Source organism: Kordiimonas lipolytica, from assembly GCF_001550065.1.
On the sequence record NZ_LRUB01000035.1, the window covers coordinates 243,005 to 259,585 of the forward strand.

General features: G+C 56.3%; 13 protein-coding genes. 12 read left to right on the plus strand and 1 reads right to left on the minus strand.

What is annotated here, in order from left to right; translation table 11 throughout:
- The first annotated feature begins 52 nt into the window (after positions 1–52).
- The 6 genes from ftsH (at position 53) to KORM41_RS19010 (ending at position 7,301) form a co-directional block, all read left to right on the plus strand.
- On the plus strand, positions 53–1,957 hold the full coding sequence (gene ftsH, locus KORM41_RS18985) for an ATP-dependent zinc metalloprotease FtsH (RefSeq protein ID WP_197421290.1): 1,905 nt from the start codon (positions 53–55) through the stop codon (positions 1,955–1,957).
- 6 nt (positions 1,958–1,963) lie between these two features.
- Positions 1,964–3,091: a dihydropteroate synthase gene (folP, locus tag KORM41_RS18990; RefSeq protein WP_231727339.1), complete on the plus strand. Its 1,128-nt coding sequence runs from the start codon at positions 1,964–1,966 to the stop codon at positions 3,089–3,091.
- 101 nt (positions 3,092–3,192) lie between these two features.
- Positions 3,193–4,536, plus strand: a complete 1,344-nt coding sequence (gene glmM / locus KORM41_RS18995) for a phosphoglucosamine mutase (protein WP_068152123.1) — start codon at positions 3,193–3,195, stop codon at positions 4,534–4,536.
- Between the two features lie 17 nt (positions 4,537–4,553).
- Positions 4,554–5,369: a bifunctional hydroxymethylpyrimidine kinase/phosphomethylpyrimidine kinase gene (gene thiD / locus KORM41_RS19000; protein WP_068152565.1), complete on the plus strand. Its 816-nt coding sequence runs from the start codon at positions 4,554–4,556 to the stop codon at positions 5,367–5,369.
- Positions 5,369–6,136, plus strand: coding sequence for an alpha/beta fold hydrolase (locus KORM41_RS19005; RefSeq protein WP_068152125.1), 768 nt, complete (start codon positions 5,369–5,371; stop codon positions 6,134–6,136). Before thiD ends, KORM41_RS19005 begins: the two co-directional genes overlap by 1 nt.
- A 13-nt stretch (positions 6,137–6,149) precedes the next feature.
- Positions 6,150–7,301, plus strand: a complete 1,152-nt coding sequence (locus tag KORM41_RS19010; RefSeq protein ID WP_197421292.1) for a serine hydrolase domain-containing protein — start codon at positions 6,150–6,152, stop codon at positions 7,299–7,301.
- Here the strand turns inward: KORM41_RS19010 and KORM41_RS19015 are convergent.
- Positions 7,298–7,777 carry an EF-hand domain-containing protein gene (locus KORM41_RS19015; RefSeq protein WP_231727340.1) on the minus strand — a complete coding sequence of 160 codons (480 nt, stop codon included), beginning with the start codon at positions 7,775–7,777 and terminating at the stop codon, positions 7,298–7,300. The genes KORM41_RS19010 and KORM41_RS19015 overlap by 4 nt on opposite strands.
- A gap of 371 nt (positions 7,778–8,148) precedes the next feature.
- Between KORM41_RS19015 and KORM41_RS19020 the strand changes: the two genes are divergently transcribed.
- The 6 genes from KORM41_RS19020 to KORM41_RS19045 all read left to right on the plus strand — a co-directional run bounded on the left by KORM41_RS19020 (position 8,149) and on the right by KORM41_RS19045 (position 16,567).
- On the plus strand, positions 8,149–9,306 hold the full coding sequence (locus KORM41_RS19020) for a phosphoserine transaminase (protein ID WP_068152128.1): 1,158 nt from the start codon (positions 8,149–8,151) through the stop codon (positions 9,304–9,306).
- An 84-nt stretch (positions 9,307–9,390) separates the two neighbouring features.
- Positions 9,391–10,968 (plus strand): phosphoglycerate dehydrogenase, encoded by a 1,578-nt coding sequence (serA, locus tag KORM41_RS19025; protein ID WP_068152130.1) that lies wholly within the window; start codon positions 9,391–9,393, stop codon positions 10,966–10,968.
- A gap of 291 nt (positions 10,969–11,259) precedes the next feature.
- Positions 11,260–12,423, plus strand: a complete 1,164-nt coding sequence (locus KORM41_RS19030) for an ATP phosphoribosyltransferase regulatory subunit (RefSeq protein WP_068152133.1) — start codon at positions 11,260–11,262, stop codon at positions 12,421–12,423.
- A 38-nt stretch (positions 12,424–12,461) separates the two neighbouring features.
- Positions 12,462–13,754 (plus strand): adenylosuccinate synthase, encoded by a 1,293-nt coding sequence (locus KORM41_RS19035; RefSeq protein WP_068152139.1) that lies wholly within the window; start codon positions 12,462–12,464, stop codon positions 13,752–13,754.
- Positions 13,755–13,965: 211 nt separating this feature from the next.
- A complete protein-coding gene (locus tag KORM41_RS19040) occupies positions 13,966–15,993 on the plus strand; it encodes a hypothetical protein (RefSeq protein WP_068152144.1) in 2,028 nt (675 codons plus the stop codon).
- A gap of 34 nt (positions 15,994–16,027) precedes the next feature.
- A complete protein-coding gene (locus KORM41_RS19045; protein ID WP_068152152.1) occupies positions 16,028–16,567 on the plus strand; it encodes a hypothetical protein in 540 nt (179 codons plus the stop codon).
- The last annotated feature ends 14 nt before the right edge of the window (positions 16,568–16,581 follow it).

Here is a 16,581-nt window from a genome sequence, read left to right on the forward strand (position 1 = left end):
CAGTCGCCGCAAATGGGGCGACACATGAAAGGCAGTTATAGTGAATGGTTTTATGAGAAACGCACTGGTCTGGGGACTGATCATCCTGTTGCTGGTGACGCTTTACAATCTGTTCCAAAGTGGTGCGCCGAAGCCACGGGAAATTCCCTACAGCCAATTTGTTCAGGAAATGGAACAAGGCAGTATCGAGCGTATTGAAAAGCAGGAACAGGATATCACGGGGACTTACAAGGGCTCTGGTGAGACCTTCACTGTAATCGCGCCATTCATGATTGGTGACAGCTTGTCCCAGCTGGCTGTCGAAAACGGCGTGACCTACCGAGAAATCAAGCGTGAAGAAAACGGCCTGATGCAGGCGATGATCGGCTGGTTGCCCTTCATTCTGTTGATCGGGGTCTGGATTTTTTTCATGCGCCAGATGCAGGGCCGGTCCGGCGGCGGCGGGGCCATGGGCTTCGGCAAGAGCCGCGCGCGCCTTCTGACTGAAAAACAGGGCCGCGTGACGTTTGAAGACGTCGCTGGCATCGAAGAAGCCAAAGAAGAGCTGGAAGAAATCGTGGACTTCCTTAAGGACCCGCAGAAATTCCAGCGTCTGGGCGGCAAAATCCCCAAGGGTGCGCTTCTTGTTGGCCCTCCGGGTACTGGTAAAACACTTCTGGCGCGCGCCATTGCGGGCGAAGCCAATGTGCCTTTCTTCACCATTTCCGGTTCCGATTTCGTGGAGATGTTTGTGGGCGTTGGCGCAAGCCGCGTACGTGATATGTTCGAACAGGCCAAGAAAAACGCGCCTTGTATCATCTTTATCGATGAGATCGACGCAGTTGGCCGTCATCGGGGTGCAGGCCTTGGCGGCGGTAACGACGAACGTGAGCAGACGCTGAACCAGCTTCTGGTTGAGATGGACGGCTTCGAGGCCAACGAAGGTATTATCATTCTGGCGGCAACGAACCGCCCAGACGTCCTTGACCCAGCGCTTCTGCGTCCGGGCCGTTTTGACCGTCAGGTGGTTGTGCCGAACCCGGATATCGATGGCCGCGAGAAAATCCTGGGCGTTCACATCAAGAAAGTGCCGTTGGCGCCGGATGTGGATATCAATGTGATCGCACGTGGTACGCCGGGCTTCTCCGGTGCTGACCTGATGAACCTTGTGAACGAAGCAGCGCTTCTTGCGGCGCGGCGCGGCAAGAAGATTGTTGCGATGGCCGAATTTGAGGACGCCAAGGACAAGGTGATGATGGGGACCGAGCGTCGGTCAATGGTCATGACCGAGGACGAGAAGAAGCTGACTGCATTCCACGAGGGCGGGCATGCTCTGGTCACACTTCACTGCAAGGCGTCTGACCCGATCCATAAGGCTACTATTATCCCGCGTGGCCGTGCGCTGGGCATGGTGATGCGCCTGCCTGAACGGGACGAATATTCCCAAAGTCGTGAAAAAATGCATGACAACCTGGCGATTGCCATGGGAGGGCGTGTGGCCGAGGAACTTGTTTTTGGCCACGATAAGGTAACGAGTGGGGCTTCAAGTGACATCCAGTATGCAACCAAACTGGCTCGCGCGATGGTTACCCAGTGGGGTATGTCCGACAAGCTTGGCCCGCTTCAGTATGCTGCGAACGAACAGGAAGTCTTCCTGGGGCACTCTGTGGCACAGCAGCAAAATGTATCCGAGGCAACCGCAAAGCTGATTGATGAAGAAATCAAACGCTTTGTTGAGGAAGCGAATAACCGGGCGAAGCAGATTCTGACGGACCACCGTGATCATCTGGATATCATTGCCAATGCACTTCTTGAATATGAGACGCTTTCCGGCGACGAGATCAAGAAGCTGATCAATGGCGAGAAAATCCGGACCGAGCCGAAGAAACCAAGCGGCAAGTCAGACGTGCCGCCTGCTGCACCAACGGCTGTGCCAAGCGCCGGTATCGACCATGGCGAACCACAGCCTGAAGGCTAACGGCCGGTGACGGTAGATGATCTGGAAAAATTGACCGACGGGGCGAGAGCATATCTCGTGCCCGTCGGTGCCGTTTGGGGGACACTTCAAGGCTTTGCTTCCGGTATTCCGGGGCTTGCGTTTTCCGCGTTCCGTTTGATTGTTCGCGAAGGTGCAGATGTACAGCTGGATCATTCCGTTTCGGCAGACAGTCTGACAGCAGCCCTGGCGCCGCTGCCATTGACCGTGCGCGTACAGGCGGAGGCTCAGCTTGACCGACTTGCGGCCCCACGCCCGCCGATGGCGCTGCCTGGCAGGGATGCGCCGCTTGGCTTCAGTCGCCCTTTGGTGATGGGCGTATTGAATGTCACGCCGGACAGTTTCTCTGATGGCGGCAAATTCCTGGATACGGATGCGGCAATCAGGCGCGGACGCCAGATGCGGGCCGAAGGTGTGGACATCATCGACATCGGCGGTGAAAGCACGCGCCCCGGTGCAACGCCCGTATGGGAGGGCGAGGAAGCAGAGCGTGTTGTGCCGGTAATCGAAGCGCTCGCCGCCGACGGCATTCCGCTTTCCGTCGACACCCGACATTCAACGGTGATGACAAAAGCGGTGGAAGCGGGCGCCCATATTATCAATGACGTATCTGCCCTTACATATGACCGGGACAGCATGAAGGCGGCCGTCGCGACAGACGCGCCGATCATCCTGATGCACTCTCAGGGCACGCCCAAGACCATGCAGGACGCGCCGGACTATGACGATGTACTTCTGGATGTGTACGATTACCTGGAAACCCGTATTGAGGCTTGCGTCGCCGCCGGTATTGACCGCAACCGCTTGATTGTTGACCCAGGTATCGGGTTCGGTAAGCGCGTTGTGCAAGATAATCTGGCGCTGATGAATGGTTTGGCATTCTTCCATAACCTTGGTTGCCCGGTCCTGCTTGGGGCGTCAAGAAAGCGCTTCATTGGTGCTATCACAGGCGAAGAGGAAGCGGACAAGCGTATGCCTGGTTCCCTTACTGCTGCGCTTAAAGGGGTGGAGCAAGGCATGCAGATCGTCCGTGTCCATGATGTGGCGGAAACCGTCCAGGCTGTCAGGCTAGCGCAGGCCATGCATGACGCCGCCATGATGGGGACGGGGGCTTAAGGTTGGTTGAACATGCCTTCCATGTGGACGCTTGAGGCCGAACTGGTTACAATTGCCCCCAATTTTAGATTTCCATTCATTTGACGATCAGGGACTTGGGTATGAGCCGGAAATATTTTGGCACGGATGGCATGCGGGGTGAGGTCAATCAGGGCTTCATGACCCCAGATGTCGCGATGAAGGTGGGCCTGGCTGCCGGCCGGGTTTTCCGCCGTGGCGACCATGTCCACCGGGTGGTGATCGGTAAGGATACCCGCCGTTCCGGCTATATGTATGAGCCGGCTATGGTGGCGGGCTTTATTGCTGCAGGGATGGATGTGATTACCGTAGGGCCGATGCCTACACCGGCCATTGCAATGCTGGTAAAATCGTTCCGTGCTGACTTGGGGGTGATGATATCCGCAAGCCACAACCCGCATCATGACAATGGTCTCAAGTTTTTCGGCCCCGATGGCTATAAGCTTTCGGACGAAACCGAACTGGCCATTGAGGCAAAGATCGACAACGGTTTTCATGAAGCTCTTGTTCCGTCTGAAAAGCTCGGCAAGGCGTTACACTTTGAAGATGCGCGCGGGCGATATGTGGAATCGGCGAAGGCCACCGTCCCGCATGGTGTGACCTTCGATGGCCTGAAGGTGGTTGTCGATTGTGCGCACGGCGCAGCCTACAAGGTGGCGCCTATGGTTTTGTGGGAGCTGGGCGCGGATGTTGTATCCATCGGTGTCGCGCCGAATGGTTTCAACATTAACAAGGATTGTGGGTCCACCCACCCGGAGGCCATGTGCAAACGTGTGGTGACTGAGGGCGCTGACCTTGGTATCGCACTTGATGGTGATGCCGACCGCCTTATCCTTTGTGATGAAAACGGCACCATCGTTGACGGTGATCAGATTATGGCTCTTATCACCCGCAATTGGCACAAGCGCGGTGTACTGAAGGGCGGGGGGCTTGTTAGCACCGTAATGTCCAACCTTGGTCTGGAGCGCCTTCTTGAGGCTGACGGCCTCAAGCTGGAACGAACCAAAGTAGGCGACCGCTATGTAGTGGAACGCATGCGAAAGAACGGCTTCAATGTGGGCGGTGAGCAGTCTGGCCACATCGTGTTGAGCGATTTCGCAACCACGGGCGATGGCTTGATCGCCGCCCTTCAAGTGATGACGGAAATCAAGCAGTCAGGTCAGAAAGCGTCTGAAGTCTGCCGCCAGTTCGAGCCGGTGCCACAATTATTGAAGAATGTACGCTTCAAGGGTGGTGATCCGCTGGCAACAGACGGGGTCAAAGCCTCGATTGCTTCGGCGGAACAGGAACTGAACGGCTCAGGTCGTCTTGTCATTCGCAAGTCGGGCACCGAACCTGTGATCCGGGTCATGGCGGAAGGCGATGATGAGGCCATGGTGAACCGGGTCGTGGACCAGATTTGTGCCGAGATTGAAGCAAGCGCATAATGGGAAGGCCAGAAAGCATGGAACAGAAACCGAAGCAGATGGGAAGAGTGTTGATCGTCGCAGGCTCTGACAGTTCTGGCGGCGCGGGCCTGCAGGCCGACATCAAGACAGTTACCATGCTGGGCCAATATGCGGCCACGGCGGTTACAGCGGTCACAACCCAGAACACCAAGGGCGTGACAGGTGTAGAGGCTATGGCGCCCGGGATTGTCGCATCTCAAATGCGGGCGGTTCTTTCCGACATTGGTGCTGATGTGATCAAAACCGGCATGCTGCATGATGAAGCTGTGATCGAAACCGTTTTGGCCGTTATCGACGATGTGGCTTTCGATGGAGATCTGGTGGTCGACCCTGTGATGGTGGCGACTTCCGGCAGCATGCTGTTGCAGAAAAATGCGGTTACAGCCCTTAAGACACTGATCAGCCATGCCAGCCTCGTGACGCCGAATGCCAATGAAGCCGAAGTGCTGACCGGCCGCCTGATCAATAGCGTGGATGACATGATAGCAGCCGCGAACGATATTCTGGAAACCGGCGCGGAAGCTGTGTTGATCAAAGGCGGGCATCTGGAAGGCCCGACCTCCACTGATGTTCTCGTTAGTGCCAAAGGCGAATGCCGGATCACAAGCGACCGCATTGATACCAAGAGTACGCACGGCACAGGCTGCACGCTTGCGAGTGCCATGGCAGCCTTGCTCTCGGCGGGCCTGTCATTGGAAGCTGCGTTTGAAAAAGCTCACACTTTTGTCCATCTTGCCATCAAGGCAGCTCCTGGGTTTGGCGCTGGCCATGGCCCGCTTGGCCACGCCCGCGTACACCTGGATATCGACTAATGGATCTGTTTTACCGGACTCGCGGTGACGGCCCGCCGCTTGTGATGCTGCACGGCCTTTTCGGATCGGCAGACAATTTGGGCGGGCTGGCGCGTGCGATGGAAAATGACTTCCGCATGGTGATGGTGGATCACCGTAACCATGGCCGCAGCCCCCATGCCCCGACAAACAGCTATGGTGAAATGGCTGAAGACATCTTCGATGTGATGGACCGCGAGGGAATCGACAAGGCCCATGTATTCGGCCATTCGATGGGCGGCAAAGTTGCGATGCAGATGGCGCTTCTGGCGCCAGAGCGCATTGACCGCATGGTCGTGGGGGACATCTCCCCGGTGGCATACAGCCGTCACCACGATGCTATTCTCAAGGGCATGGCGAAAGTTGCTAAAGCTGCACCGCAGGACAGGGCTGGCGCAGAGACCATTCTGGCGCCATATGTCCGGGAAGCAGATGTCCTCAGTTTTCTTCTGACAAATTGGCGAAGGGCGAGTGACGGAATTTGGCGCTGGCGCCTGAATTTTGACGCGATCCGGGATGATTATGACTCCATAGTTGCGGGCGTCGATGGTGACCCGGTTGATACGCCGGTGTTGTTTCTGCGCGGCGGGGAATCGGATTATGTTACTGCAGAGCACAGGGATACTATTTTGCGCCTGTTTCCGAAGGCCACTGTGCGCACCGTGGAGGGCACGGGCCACTGGTTGCATGCGGAAAAGCCGGAACTGGCGGCGCGGGTGATCACGCGCTTTTTGCAGGATGAACTTTAAACAGGGACTTGGTGTGAAACGTCTGAAGGCAGTAAAGCTCAGTGGTATTTTGGGGGTAACACTCTTTGGGGGTATGGCGGGAGCGCAAGCGGCCGGGCTGATACCTGATTTTGAGAAAGAGTTCCTGCGCGAGGTGGAAACCAACAAAGTGCCGGGTGCAGCTTACGCCATTATCAAGGGCGGTCGCGTTGTCGCGGTGAAGGTATACGGCACCCGCGCCGTTGACGCCGACCTGCCGGTGACCAGCCAGACGGTTTTTCGGCTTGCGTCCGTTTCAAAGACGTTTGCCGCGGACCTGGCGGCCATTCTGGCGCGTGAAGGCACGTTGGACCTTGAAGCGCCGGTGACGAAATTCGTACCCGAGCTCAAGTTCAAGACAAACGGATTCGCGGGCAAAGTGAAGCTGAAGCATCTGCTGAGCCACAGCGCGGGCATCACGCCAAACGCATACGACAATATGCTTGAGGACGGATGGACTCTTGAGAAGATCGTGCCGCGGTTCGACCGGATTGAGCCCATGTGCCAGCCAGGTGAATGCTATGGCTACCAGAACATTCTTTTCAGCCTGATTGAGCCAGCGATCGAAAATACGACAGGAAAAAGCTATCCATCACTTGTGGAAAGTCGGCTGCTTAAGCCTCTTGGAATGAACCATGCCTCCCTGGGACTGGAAGCCTATCTTTCAACGGCCAACCGGGCGGAACCGCATATTTTTACTCGCCGCGACGGCTGGATCAGGGTGATGGTGGACCGTAATTATTACCGTGTCATGCCCGCCGCCGGTGTCAATGCCAGCATTGAAGACCTTGCCAAATGGGTAGTGGCTCAGATGGGCTATAATGACGCCGTGTTGCCGTCTCCCGTCCTGAAGATGGTGACGGAGAAACGCGTGGATACATCGCGCGAACTCAGGCGCCGGGGGTGGCGCGGCAAGCTGACGGACGCCCACTATGGCTTCGGTTGGCGCATCTATGCGGTCGACGGCCAGGACGTGGTACTGCACTCAGGCGGCGTGCGCGGCTTCAGAAGCTTCGTGTCCTATTCCAAGGACCTGGACATAGGCTTTGCGATTGTCATGAACGCCCAGACACGGTCGATCGACCGCCTGTCGTCCCATTTCTGGGTCACAGCATTTGATGAAGTCGAAACCACGGCAAGCCGCTAATCGCCCGTTACCATCGGGCTGCCGCCTCGGGGTGCGCGGCCACCCCGGCCGCTTTTGCTACCCGGGCCGTGGTCTTTGCCTCCGCTCATTTGTGTGTGGCGAACCATGGCCATGGCTTCATGGGGGCTGATGGTGCAATTGCCGTCACCATCCGCGTTCAGAAATTGGCTGTGCGGTACGGCCTCCATTTCCTCCAGTTCCACTGCACCGGTTCCGTTGGTGTCGACGCGTAGGAAATCAAAGAACATGAAGCTTTTGTCTTCAAACTTGGCGTGGCGATATTCGCCCGAGACCAACTTGCCATCCTTGTTTTGATCCAGCATTCGGAACAGACGGCTGCGCTGGACATTGATATCATCGCAGGTGGCTTCACCGTCGCCGTTATAGTCCCAGCGCTCAACATACAGGCGGTAAACCTGTTCCACACGTTCAGCATGTGCTTCAGGGTTCATGTCCATCTGTGGAGGACCATCCAAATGATTTCTTCCGCCGCGTTCTGGCCCGCCCGTACATGCAGTTAGGCTGAAGGCAGCACCGAAGAGGATGTAATGAAAGACTCGCACGCGCATATTTTCCTCCGCATTGTCGTGACCGGGCAGGGCCGGTGTTTTGTATAGATACGCGAACGGAGCGCTAACCCTTCGGAATCCTGATGATTTTTCGCGCGTGAAATATCGTTACAAAAACTTCTGCATGTCGACACAAATCTTTCGTTGACTTCGGCGCCCATATCGCTAGTTTCCGGCCTTGGTAGTTCCCCCAACTGGGAACCGGTCGTCTGTAAGGTCGGCATAACCTTTGGGACACGCCTCCCCAACGAGGCGCAACTATCTGGAAGGATAGCGATATGACAAAGCCTATCACGGCACCCGCACGGCCCGAGTTCAGCTCTGGCCCATGTGCAAAGCGTCCAGGTTGGAGCGTGGACGCGCTTAATGACGCCCTTACGGGGCGGTCTCACCGGTCTAAGCCTGGCAAGGCTAAGCTGAAATACGCCATCGATAAAACTCGTGAAGTTCTAGGTGTGCCTGCGGACTACCGCATTGGTATTGTGCCCGGTTCCGACACCGGCGCCGTTGAAATGGCGCTCTGGTCGCTTCTGGGTGCGCGCGGCGTTGATATGCTTGCCTGGGAAAGCTTTGGCTCTGGCTGGGTAACAGATGTTGCCAAACAGCTGAAACTTGAAAAAGTACGCCTGTTTGATGCGGATTACGGCAACTTGCCGGATCTGGACGCGGTCGATTTCGACAATGATGTCGTGTTTACCTGGAACGGTACCACCAGTGGTGTGAAAGTGCCGAACGGTGACTGGATCGACGCTGACCGCAAAGGCCTGACCATCTGCGACGCCACTTCGGCCGCTTTCGCGATGGACCTGCCGTTTGAAAAACTCGATGTTGTGACCTACAGCTGGCAGAAGGTGCTGGGCGGCGAAGCTGCGCACGGTGTGATCATCCTCAGCCCCCGCGCCGTTGAGCGTCTTGAAAGCTACACGCCATCCTGGCCGCTACCGAAGATATTCCGCCTCACGAAAGGTGGCAAGCTTATCGAGGGCATCTTTGTGGGCGAAACCATCAATACCCCGTCCATGATTTGCGTTGAAGACTATATCGACGCGCTTGAGTGGGCTGCAGACCTTGGTGGCCTCAAGGGTCTGATCGCCAAGTCTGAAGCCAACCTGAAGGTTCTTGAAGACTGGGTCGCAAAAACCGACTGGGTTGATTTCCTGGCGGCAGACAAGGCCACACGGTCCAACACCAGCGTGTGCCTGAAGGTTGTGGACCCTTGGTTCGCCTCCCTTGACGCAGAAGCACAGGCGGCTGTGCCGAAGAAGCTGGCCTCCATCCTGGATGCTGAAGGCGTGGCCTATGATATCGGTGCCTACCGCGATGCCCCTCCGGGTCTTCGCATCTGGACCGGTGCGACTGTGGAAGCCGCAGACCTTGCTGCACTGACGCCGTGGCTTGATTGGGCCTATGCTGAAGCTAAAGCGGCGCATTCCTAAAACAGATTGTATCGGCAGGGGCCCGGCCATCGCTGTGTGGCCCCGCCATTTCAAAAAAACAGATTTGATAGAGAAGGAACGATCATGCCTAAGGTGCTGATTTCCGATAAAATGAGCCCACTTGCCGAGAAGACGTTCAAAGATCGCGGTGTGGAAGTTGACTATAAGCCCGGCCTGGACAAGGACGAGCTTCTGAAAATTATTGGCGACTATGATGGCCTGGCTATCCGGTCTTCCACAAAAGTAACGCCGAAGGTTCTCGAGGCTGCCAAGAACCTGAAGGTTGTTGGTCGCGCAGGTATCGGCGTGGATAACGTGGATGTGCCAGCCGCTACCAACGCTGGTGTGGTGGTTATGAATACGCCTTTCGGTAACTCCATCACCACAGCTGAGCATGCCATCGCCATGATGATGGCGCTTGTGCGCCAGATCCCGCAGGCCAATGCGTCCACGCATGCTGGCAAATGGGAAAAGTCCAAATTCATGGGCATGGAAATCACCGGCAAAACACTGGGCCTGATCGGTTGCGGCAACATCGGTTCCGTGGTGGCAGAGCGTGCGCTGGGCCTCAAGATGAAAGTCGTTGCCTATGATCCTTTCCTTGCGCCCGAGCGCGCGGCGGACCTTGGCATCACCAAGGTTGAGCTCGATGACGTGTTCGCCAAGGCTGACGTGATCACGCTTCACACGCCACTCACCGACCAGACGCGCGGCGTTGTGGGCGTTGAGGCCTTCAAGAAAATGAAAGACGGCGTACGGATCGTGAACTGTGCCCGTGGCGGCCTGATCGATGAAGCAGCGCTTCTTGACGCGCTCAACAGCGGTAAGGTTGCTGGCGCAGCCCTGGACGTGTTCGAGGTTGAGCCTGCGACCGATAACCCGCTCTTTGGTCATGACAATGTTATCTGTACGCCGCACCTTGGCGCATCCACCACAGAAGCACAGGTGAATGTGGCGCTGCAGGTTGCTGAACAAATGGCCGATTACCTGCTCACGGGTGGTGTTACGAACGCGCTCAACATGCCGTCGCTGTCTGCTGAGGAAGCGCCAAAGCTGAAGCCTTACATGACGCTTGCCGAGCAAATCGGTGGATTTGCCGGCCAGCTGACGGAGCATGGCCTGAAGCGTATCATGGTTGAATATGAAGGTGCTGTGGCTGAACTGAATACCAAGCCGCTGACGGCCGTTGTGCTTGAAGGCCTGTTGTCGCCGCTGATGTCCAGCGTCAACATGGTGAACGCGCCGGTTATTGCGAAAGAGCGTAATATCCAGGTAACGGAAGTGAAGCACGACCGTGAGGGCGACTATCATACGCTGATCAAGCTGACAGTTGAAACCGAAAAGCAGACCCGCACTGTAACCGGGACGTTGTTCGCCAACCAGGCGCCACGGATCGTGGAAATCAACGGCGTGCGCCTTGAGGCTGAAGTTGAGCCGAATATGCTCTATGTCATCAACGATGACAAACCTGGTTTCATCGGTGCACTTGGTTCGCTTCTGGGTTACAACGGCGTGAACATCGCGACCTTCGCGCTCGGCCGTAAGATCGAGGGCGAAGAGGCAGTATGCCTTGTGGCGGTTGACCAGCCGGTTCAGGATATTGTTCTTGACCAGGTGGCGGCTCTCGCGCATGTACGGCAGGCAAAACGTCTGACGTTTTAATGCTTGAATAAAAGTCCCTCGCTTCCGCTCGGTGTACTTTTATTCAGATTTGAAATGCGAAAACAAAGCTTGAGGCTGCTCTTCTTTTTGTTTTCAAGATTTTATCTGGTGAAATCCACCTATGGGTGGATTTCATTGGCAAAAAAGCAAAACTGGATTGCAGAACCGCTTCAAGATCCAGTTTTTTAATGTCCCTTTTGGCAAAAGTACACTGAGGCGAAGCCGAAGGACTTTTGCCAAGTTGAATGAGAGGGGCCACGTTTAGTGGTCAATTGACAAGTGAATGGTCCAATGAAACAGATGGCGGGTGGTGCATACGCACGCCAGGCACTTCTGCCGGAAGGCTTTCGTGATCAACTGGCGCCAAAGGCTGAACAAGAAGCAGCCCTGGTGCGCGGTTTGGTGGATACATTCCTGTCGCATGGATACGACCGTGTGGCCCCGCCTCTTGTAGAATATGAAGACAGTCTGCTTGTGGGCGCCGGGAAAACCCGCGCCAAGCAGATGTTCCGTCTGATGGACCCTGACACCCAGCGCATGATGGCGGTTCGGGCCGACATGACCATCCAGATGGCGCGGCTTGCATCCACGCGCCTTGCGGACGCACCGCGCCCGCTCAGGCTTGCTTATACCGGCAATGTCCTGCGTACCAAAGGCAGTCAGCTGCGCCCAACCCGCCAGTTTGTTCAGGCGGGCGTGGAACTTGTCGGCAGCCCAAGTCTTGAGGCTGAGCTCGAGGTGATTGCAGTCGCTGTTGAGGCGCTCGCTGCAGTGGGAATCGGTGAATTGTCGCTGGATCTCACGGTCGCTCCGCTGGTGGCCATGATGTGCGACCAGCACAAGCTTTCAGGTGATGTGCGCGAAAGCGTGATGGAGGCCCTTGAGGCCAAGGATATCGGCGGGCTAGCGATCCTGCCTGACGCGAGCCGGTCTGCGTTCGAGAAATTGCTGCAGGCCGCTGGGCCGGCAAAGCAGGCCAATGATATGCTGTCTGGCCTTGAGCTCAAAGGCGGCGCCGGCAAGCTTGTCGCCCGTCTCAGCCGCCTGACCGAAATGGTGGAGATCCGCCTGCCTGACCTGTCGCTGACGATCGACCCGTGCGAAAGCCATGGGTTTGAGTATAAGAGCGGAATTGGATTCGCGCTTTTCGCCAAGGGTGGTGAGGGTGAACTGGGCCGCGGTGGGCGCTATATGGTGTCCCATCCTGACGGTCATGAAGAGGAAGCGACCGGTTTTTCCGTCTATCTGGATAGTCTGATGAAGGCGCTTCCTGCGGCCAAAAAGGCCGATCATCTTTTCCTGCCACATGGTACAAAAGCCAGTGATGGCAATAAGTTGCGGGCAGACGGCTGGCGTACAGTGCAGGGCCTTGATGCGGGTGCTGACCCGCTTGCTGAAGCAAAGCGCCTTGGTTGCAGCCATATCTTGCTTGATGAACGGGTTCGACCCGTATAAAAGCTCTGTTTTTAAGAGACCAGTAAAGGGGATTTCGCATGGGCAACGTTGTTGTCGTCGGTAGCCAATGGGGCGATGAAGGCAAGGGCAAGATTGTCGATTGGCTTTCTGAACGCGCTGATGTGGTAGTGCGCTTCCAGGGCGGCCATAACGCCGGCCATACGCTCGTGATCGACGGAAACGTCTATAAGCTGTCCCTGCTGCCATCCGGTATCGTGCGTGGCGGTAAAACCAGCGTTATCGGCAACGGTGTTGTTGTTGATCCTTGGGCGCTCCTCAAGGAGATGGAGACGCTGCGCGGGCAGGGCGTGGATATCAATCCACAGTCGCTGCAGATTGCTGCCAACGCCACCATGATCATGCCCTATCACCGCGAACTGGATGCCATTCGTGAAGACGCCACCAAAGGTGTCAAGATTGGCACTACCCGTCGCGGCATTGGTCCTGCATATGAAGACAAGGTTGGCCGCCGCGCGATCCGCGTTTGCGATTTGCAGTCCCGCGAGATGGTTGAGGCGCGTCTTGAAGTGGCACTGACGCATCATAACGCTGTTCGTCGCGGCCTTGGCCATGACGAGATCGACGGCAATGCTATCGCTGACGAGCTGATGGAAATGGCGGCTGAGATTCTGCCCTATGTAACCAACGTATGGCGCACGCTTGATGATGCCGACAAGGCAGGCAAGAAGGTTCTGTTTGAAGGCGCGCAAGGCACGCTTCTGGACGTTGACCACGGTACGTACCCCTTTGTGACGTCGTCCAATACCATCGCAGGCCAGGCTGCTGGCGGTTCCGGCATGGGGCCGTCGTCACTGGGATATGTTCTCGGTATCACCAAAGCATACACAACCCGCGTTGGCTCGGGCCCGTTCCCGAGCGAACTGAACGACGAGATTGGTCAATATCTGGGCGAAAAGGGCCACGAGTTCGGTACCGTTACCGGCCGTTCCCGCCGCTGCGGTTGGTTCGATGCCGTGCTAGTTCGTCAGAGCCTGACCATTGGTGGTGTGACCGGTATCGCTCTCACCAAACTGGATGTGCTTGACGGACTTGAGGAACTCAAGGTCTGCGTGGGGTACAAGCATAAGGGCGAAGTGATTGATTATCTGCCATACGGCATGGAAGATCAGGCCGAGGTTGAGCCTGTTTACGAGACGCTGGAAGGTTGGCAGGAAAGCACGTTTGGCGCCCGCAGTTGGGCGGATTTGCCGGCGACCGCAGTGAAATATATTCGCCGTATCGAAGAGCTGATTGGTGTGCCTGTGGCGCTTTTGTCCACAAGTCCTGAGCGGGATGACACCATTCTGGTGCGCGATCCATTCCTGGATTAATGCGTTTGCTGCATTTCCCAGCTTAAGCGAAATAGACACAAAACGCCGCTAACTCCCCGGAGAGGCGGCGTTTTTTTTGTGGAACTATTGCATCTAAAGGTAATATGATTTTAATGTTAACTGTATTCCCGCATAACGGGGTACAGAATAGAAGTCTAGCGCTGTCATGGGGCACGAGAGCGCCGGCTTTTGCATGTAAGGGGATTTGGGCTTGAGTGGTGATAATACACCAGTTCCGGGCGGTCAGAGCGCTTTCGGTGACCGGTACGACGTGAAGACGTCTGCGCCGCTGCCCGAATTCACCACGTATGGCGGCGATGCCTTCATGGCTGTCGACAAGGAGCGACCGGGCAAAGATATCTATGCCCTAGTGCAGCACCCCACCATTCCTGTTCGGAATGAAGTCTATAAAAGCTTGAAAAGCCGCCCCGTTGCCAATGTGGTGAACCCCATTGATCGCGGCCTGATGAACTTGGATATGGGCGGGCAGCGTCAGCGATTGGTTACTATCTTTGAGCGTCCAACCGGTGGTGCCTTGTTCGGACCGGATGGCAAGGTGCATCCGCGCGTCAACACCAACAAGCTAAGGCAGAGCATCGTCCTTTCAGCGCTGAAGGCAATTGCGGCGGTTCACAAGCGTGGCTTTACCCATCGCAGTATCAAGCCTACCAACCTGTTTTTTGCCGCGCCCGATGGTGACGAAGTCTGTATCGGTGAATGCTATAGCGCCCCGCCGGGTTTCAAACACCCTTTTGCGCTGGAGCCGCTGAAGCTTGCGCTCGCGGACGAAACTGCGCGTGGCGATGGCGATATCGAAAGCGATTTTTACCAGCTGGGCGCCTGCCTGCAGAGCCTTTATTTCGGTGAAGCGCTTTGGCAAGGCAAGGACCGGGACAGTCTATTGATGGCACGGGTCAACCAGAGTTCATTTTGGGCGTTGGGGGGTGGCCGTGAAATACCTGGCGCTCTGGGGAACCTGATCCGGGGCCTCATGGCGGATGATGAAGATGAACGATGGGGCGCGGAAGATATCCTTGACTGGTTCGAGGGCGTAGGCAAACCGAAGCGGACAAGCATGAAGGCCTGGTCCATGAACCGGCCCACCAGCTTCAAGGGCGTGGCCTATGTGGACCGAAGGCTCCTGGCCGATGCTTTCGCACGTGACCCGCGGGAGGCAGCAAACTTTCTGAAGGGAATCGATTTCCCGGCTTGGGTGCAATTGTCCTTCCGTGACGAGATATTGACCGAGCGGCTCGAAGCGACGCTCAATGTCGTGCCAGGCGGCGGGCTTGGTGGCACACGGCCAGATGACTATAAAATGGTTGCCCGGGTCTGTATGTTCCTGCACCCTACGGGGCCAGTCCGTTTCAAGGGGCATTCTTTCTTTCTTGATGGATTGCCGTCTGCCCTTGCTGACGCCTTTTCCCGCGAAGACCGTGATCTGATTGGTGTGATCCTGGACTTGTTCGATGAAAGGTTCCTCAACGCACTGGCGGAAATCTGTGGTGAGCGCAATGAGCGCTTCATGACACAGGTGCGTGGCCTGCGGCCAATCATGATTCATGGCAGCAGCAAGTCGCTCGGACGTGGCATGGAGCGGGTTCTTTATGCCATGAACCCGATTTTGCCCTGCGTCAGCCAGCGCTTCAACAATGTCTGGATCGGGTCTATCAAGCAGATGATGAGGGCGCTGGACCGCCTTGCCGCAACGGGGCAGCTGAAAAGCGTATTGTTGGACCGTCACATCGCTGCATTCTGTACAGCACACGGCAGTGACCTTGAGCGAGACTTCAACAAGATTGCAGCTGCGCAGAATGACCCGGTGCGACTGAACAGCCTGAGTGCCGAGTTCTTCGGTATGTTGCAGCGCCGTTTCAAGCTTGAGCCCTTGCATAATCTGACAGAAAAAATGGTTGATGGATTGTCCACATCGGTGAAGGCACTGAAGAACAAGAAACGCCGGGAGCGTGTGAGTGCACTCCTCGAAAAGGTGAAGAAAAGTGGTGACGTACACAAGTTGACCAGCGAGCTGAACATGTCGCGAATTCAGGTTGAGGATTCTCGGGAGTTCGCCCAGGCGAGAACTGCCCTCATGAAACTGGACCGGGAAAAGGCCAGGCTTACGCGCAAGATTCAGCCTACTGACCCAGATGCGAGGGTGAAAGGGCTGCGCGGCAGTCGTTTAGTTGCCCTTGTTGTCATGTTATTTGTAGGATTTATGTCCTTCTTCTCTGGATAGACGCGACCCAGATAAGGAACCTGTGGGAAAAAGAATGGCGAAGAAGAAAAAGCAACCTACACCAATGCGGATGCGCCGGCGGATCAACCAACGCCAGGAGGTGAGCGCGTTCGGGCCGCTGTTGGTCGCAGGCCTGATTGGCCTTGCTATCTTCAGTTTGCCAGCCGTTGGTGTTGCCATTGTCGGCTTGGCACCAACTATGGTGCTGGGCCTGACTGCCAAGGGAGTCAATAAGGCTGAACGCGTGCAATGCGTTGGCTTTATGAATATTGCGGGTGTGTTGCCATTTGTTGCCGCTGTCATGGATCAGCCCAGGGAGTTGATGTTCATTCTGGCCAATCCGATCAACCTAGCCACTATGTATGGTGCTTCTGCTGTTGGGTACGCGCTCGTTCATGTTGGACCTATGGTTGCTGCCATCGTGTTGCAAAGTCTGGCGCAGGAGCGCATCAAGTCATTGAATCAGCAGCGCCAAGGCCTTATTGAGCTTTGGGGTGCGGACGTGCTTGGTGATAAGGACGGGCCCGAGGAAGAGCCTGCCTGGGCTCAGCAGGGGCGCCGCCCTGGTGCCTAAAGGGCTATTATGGC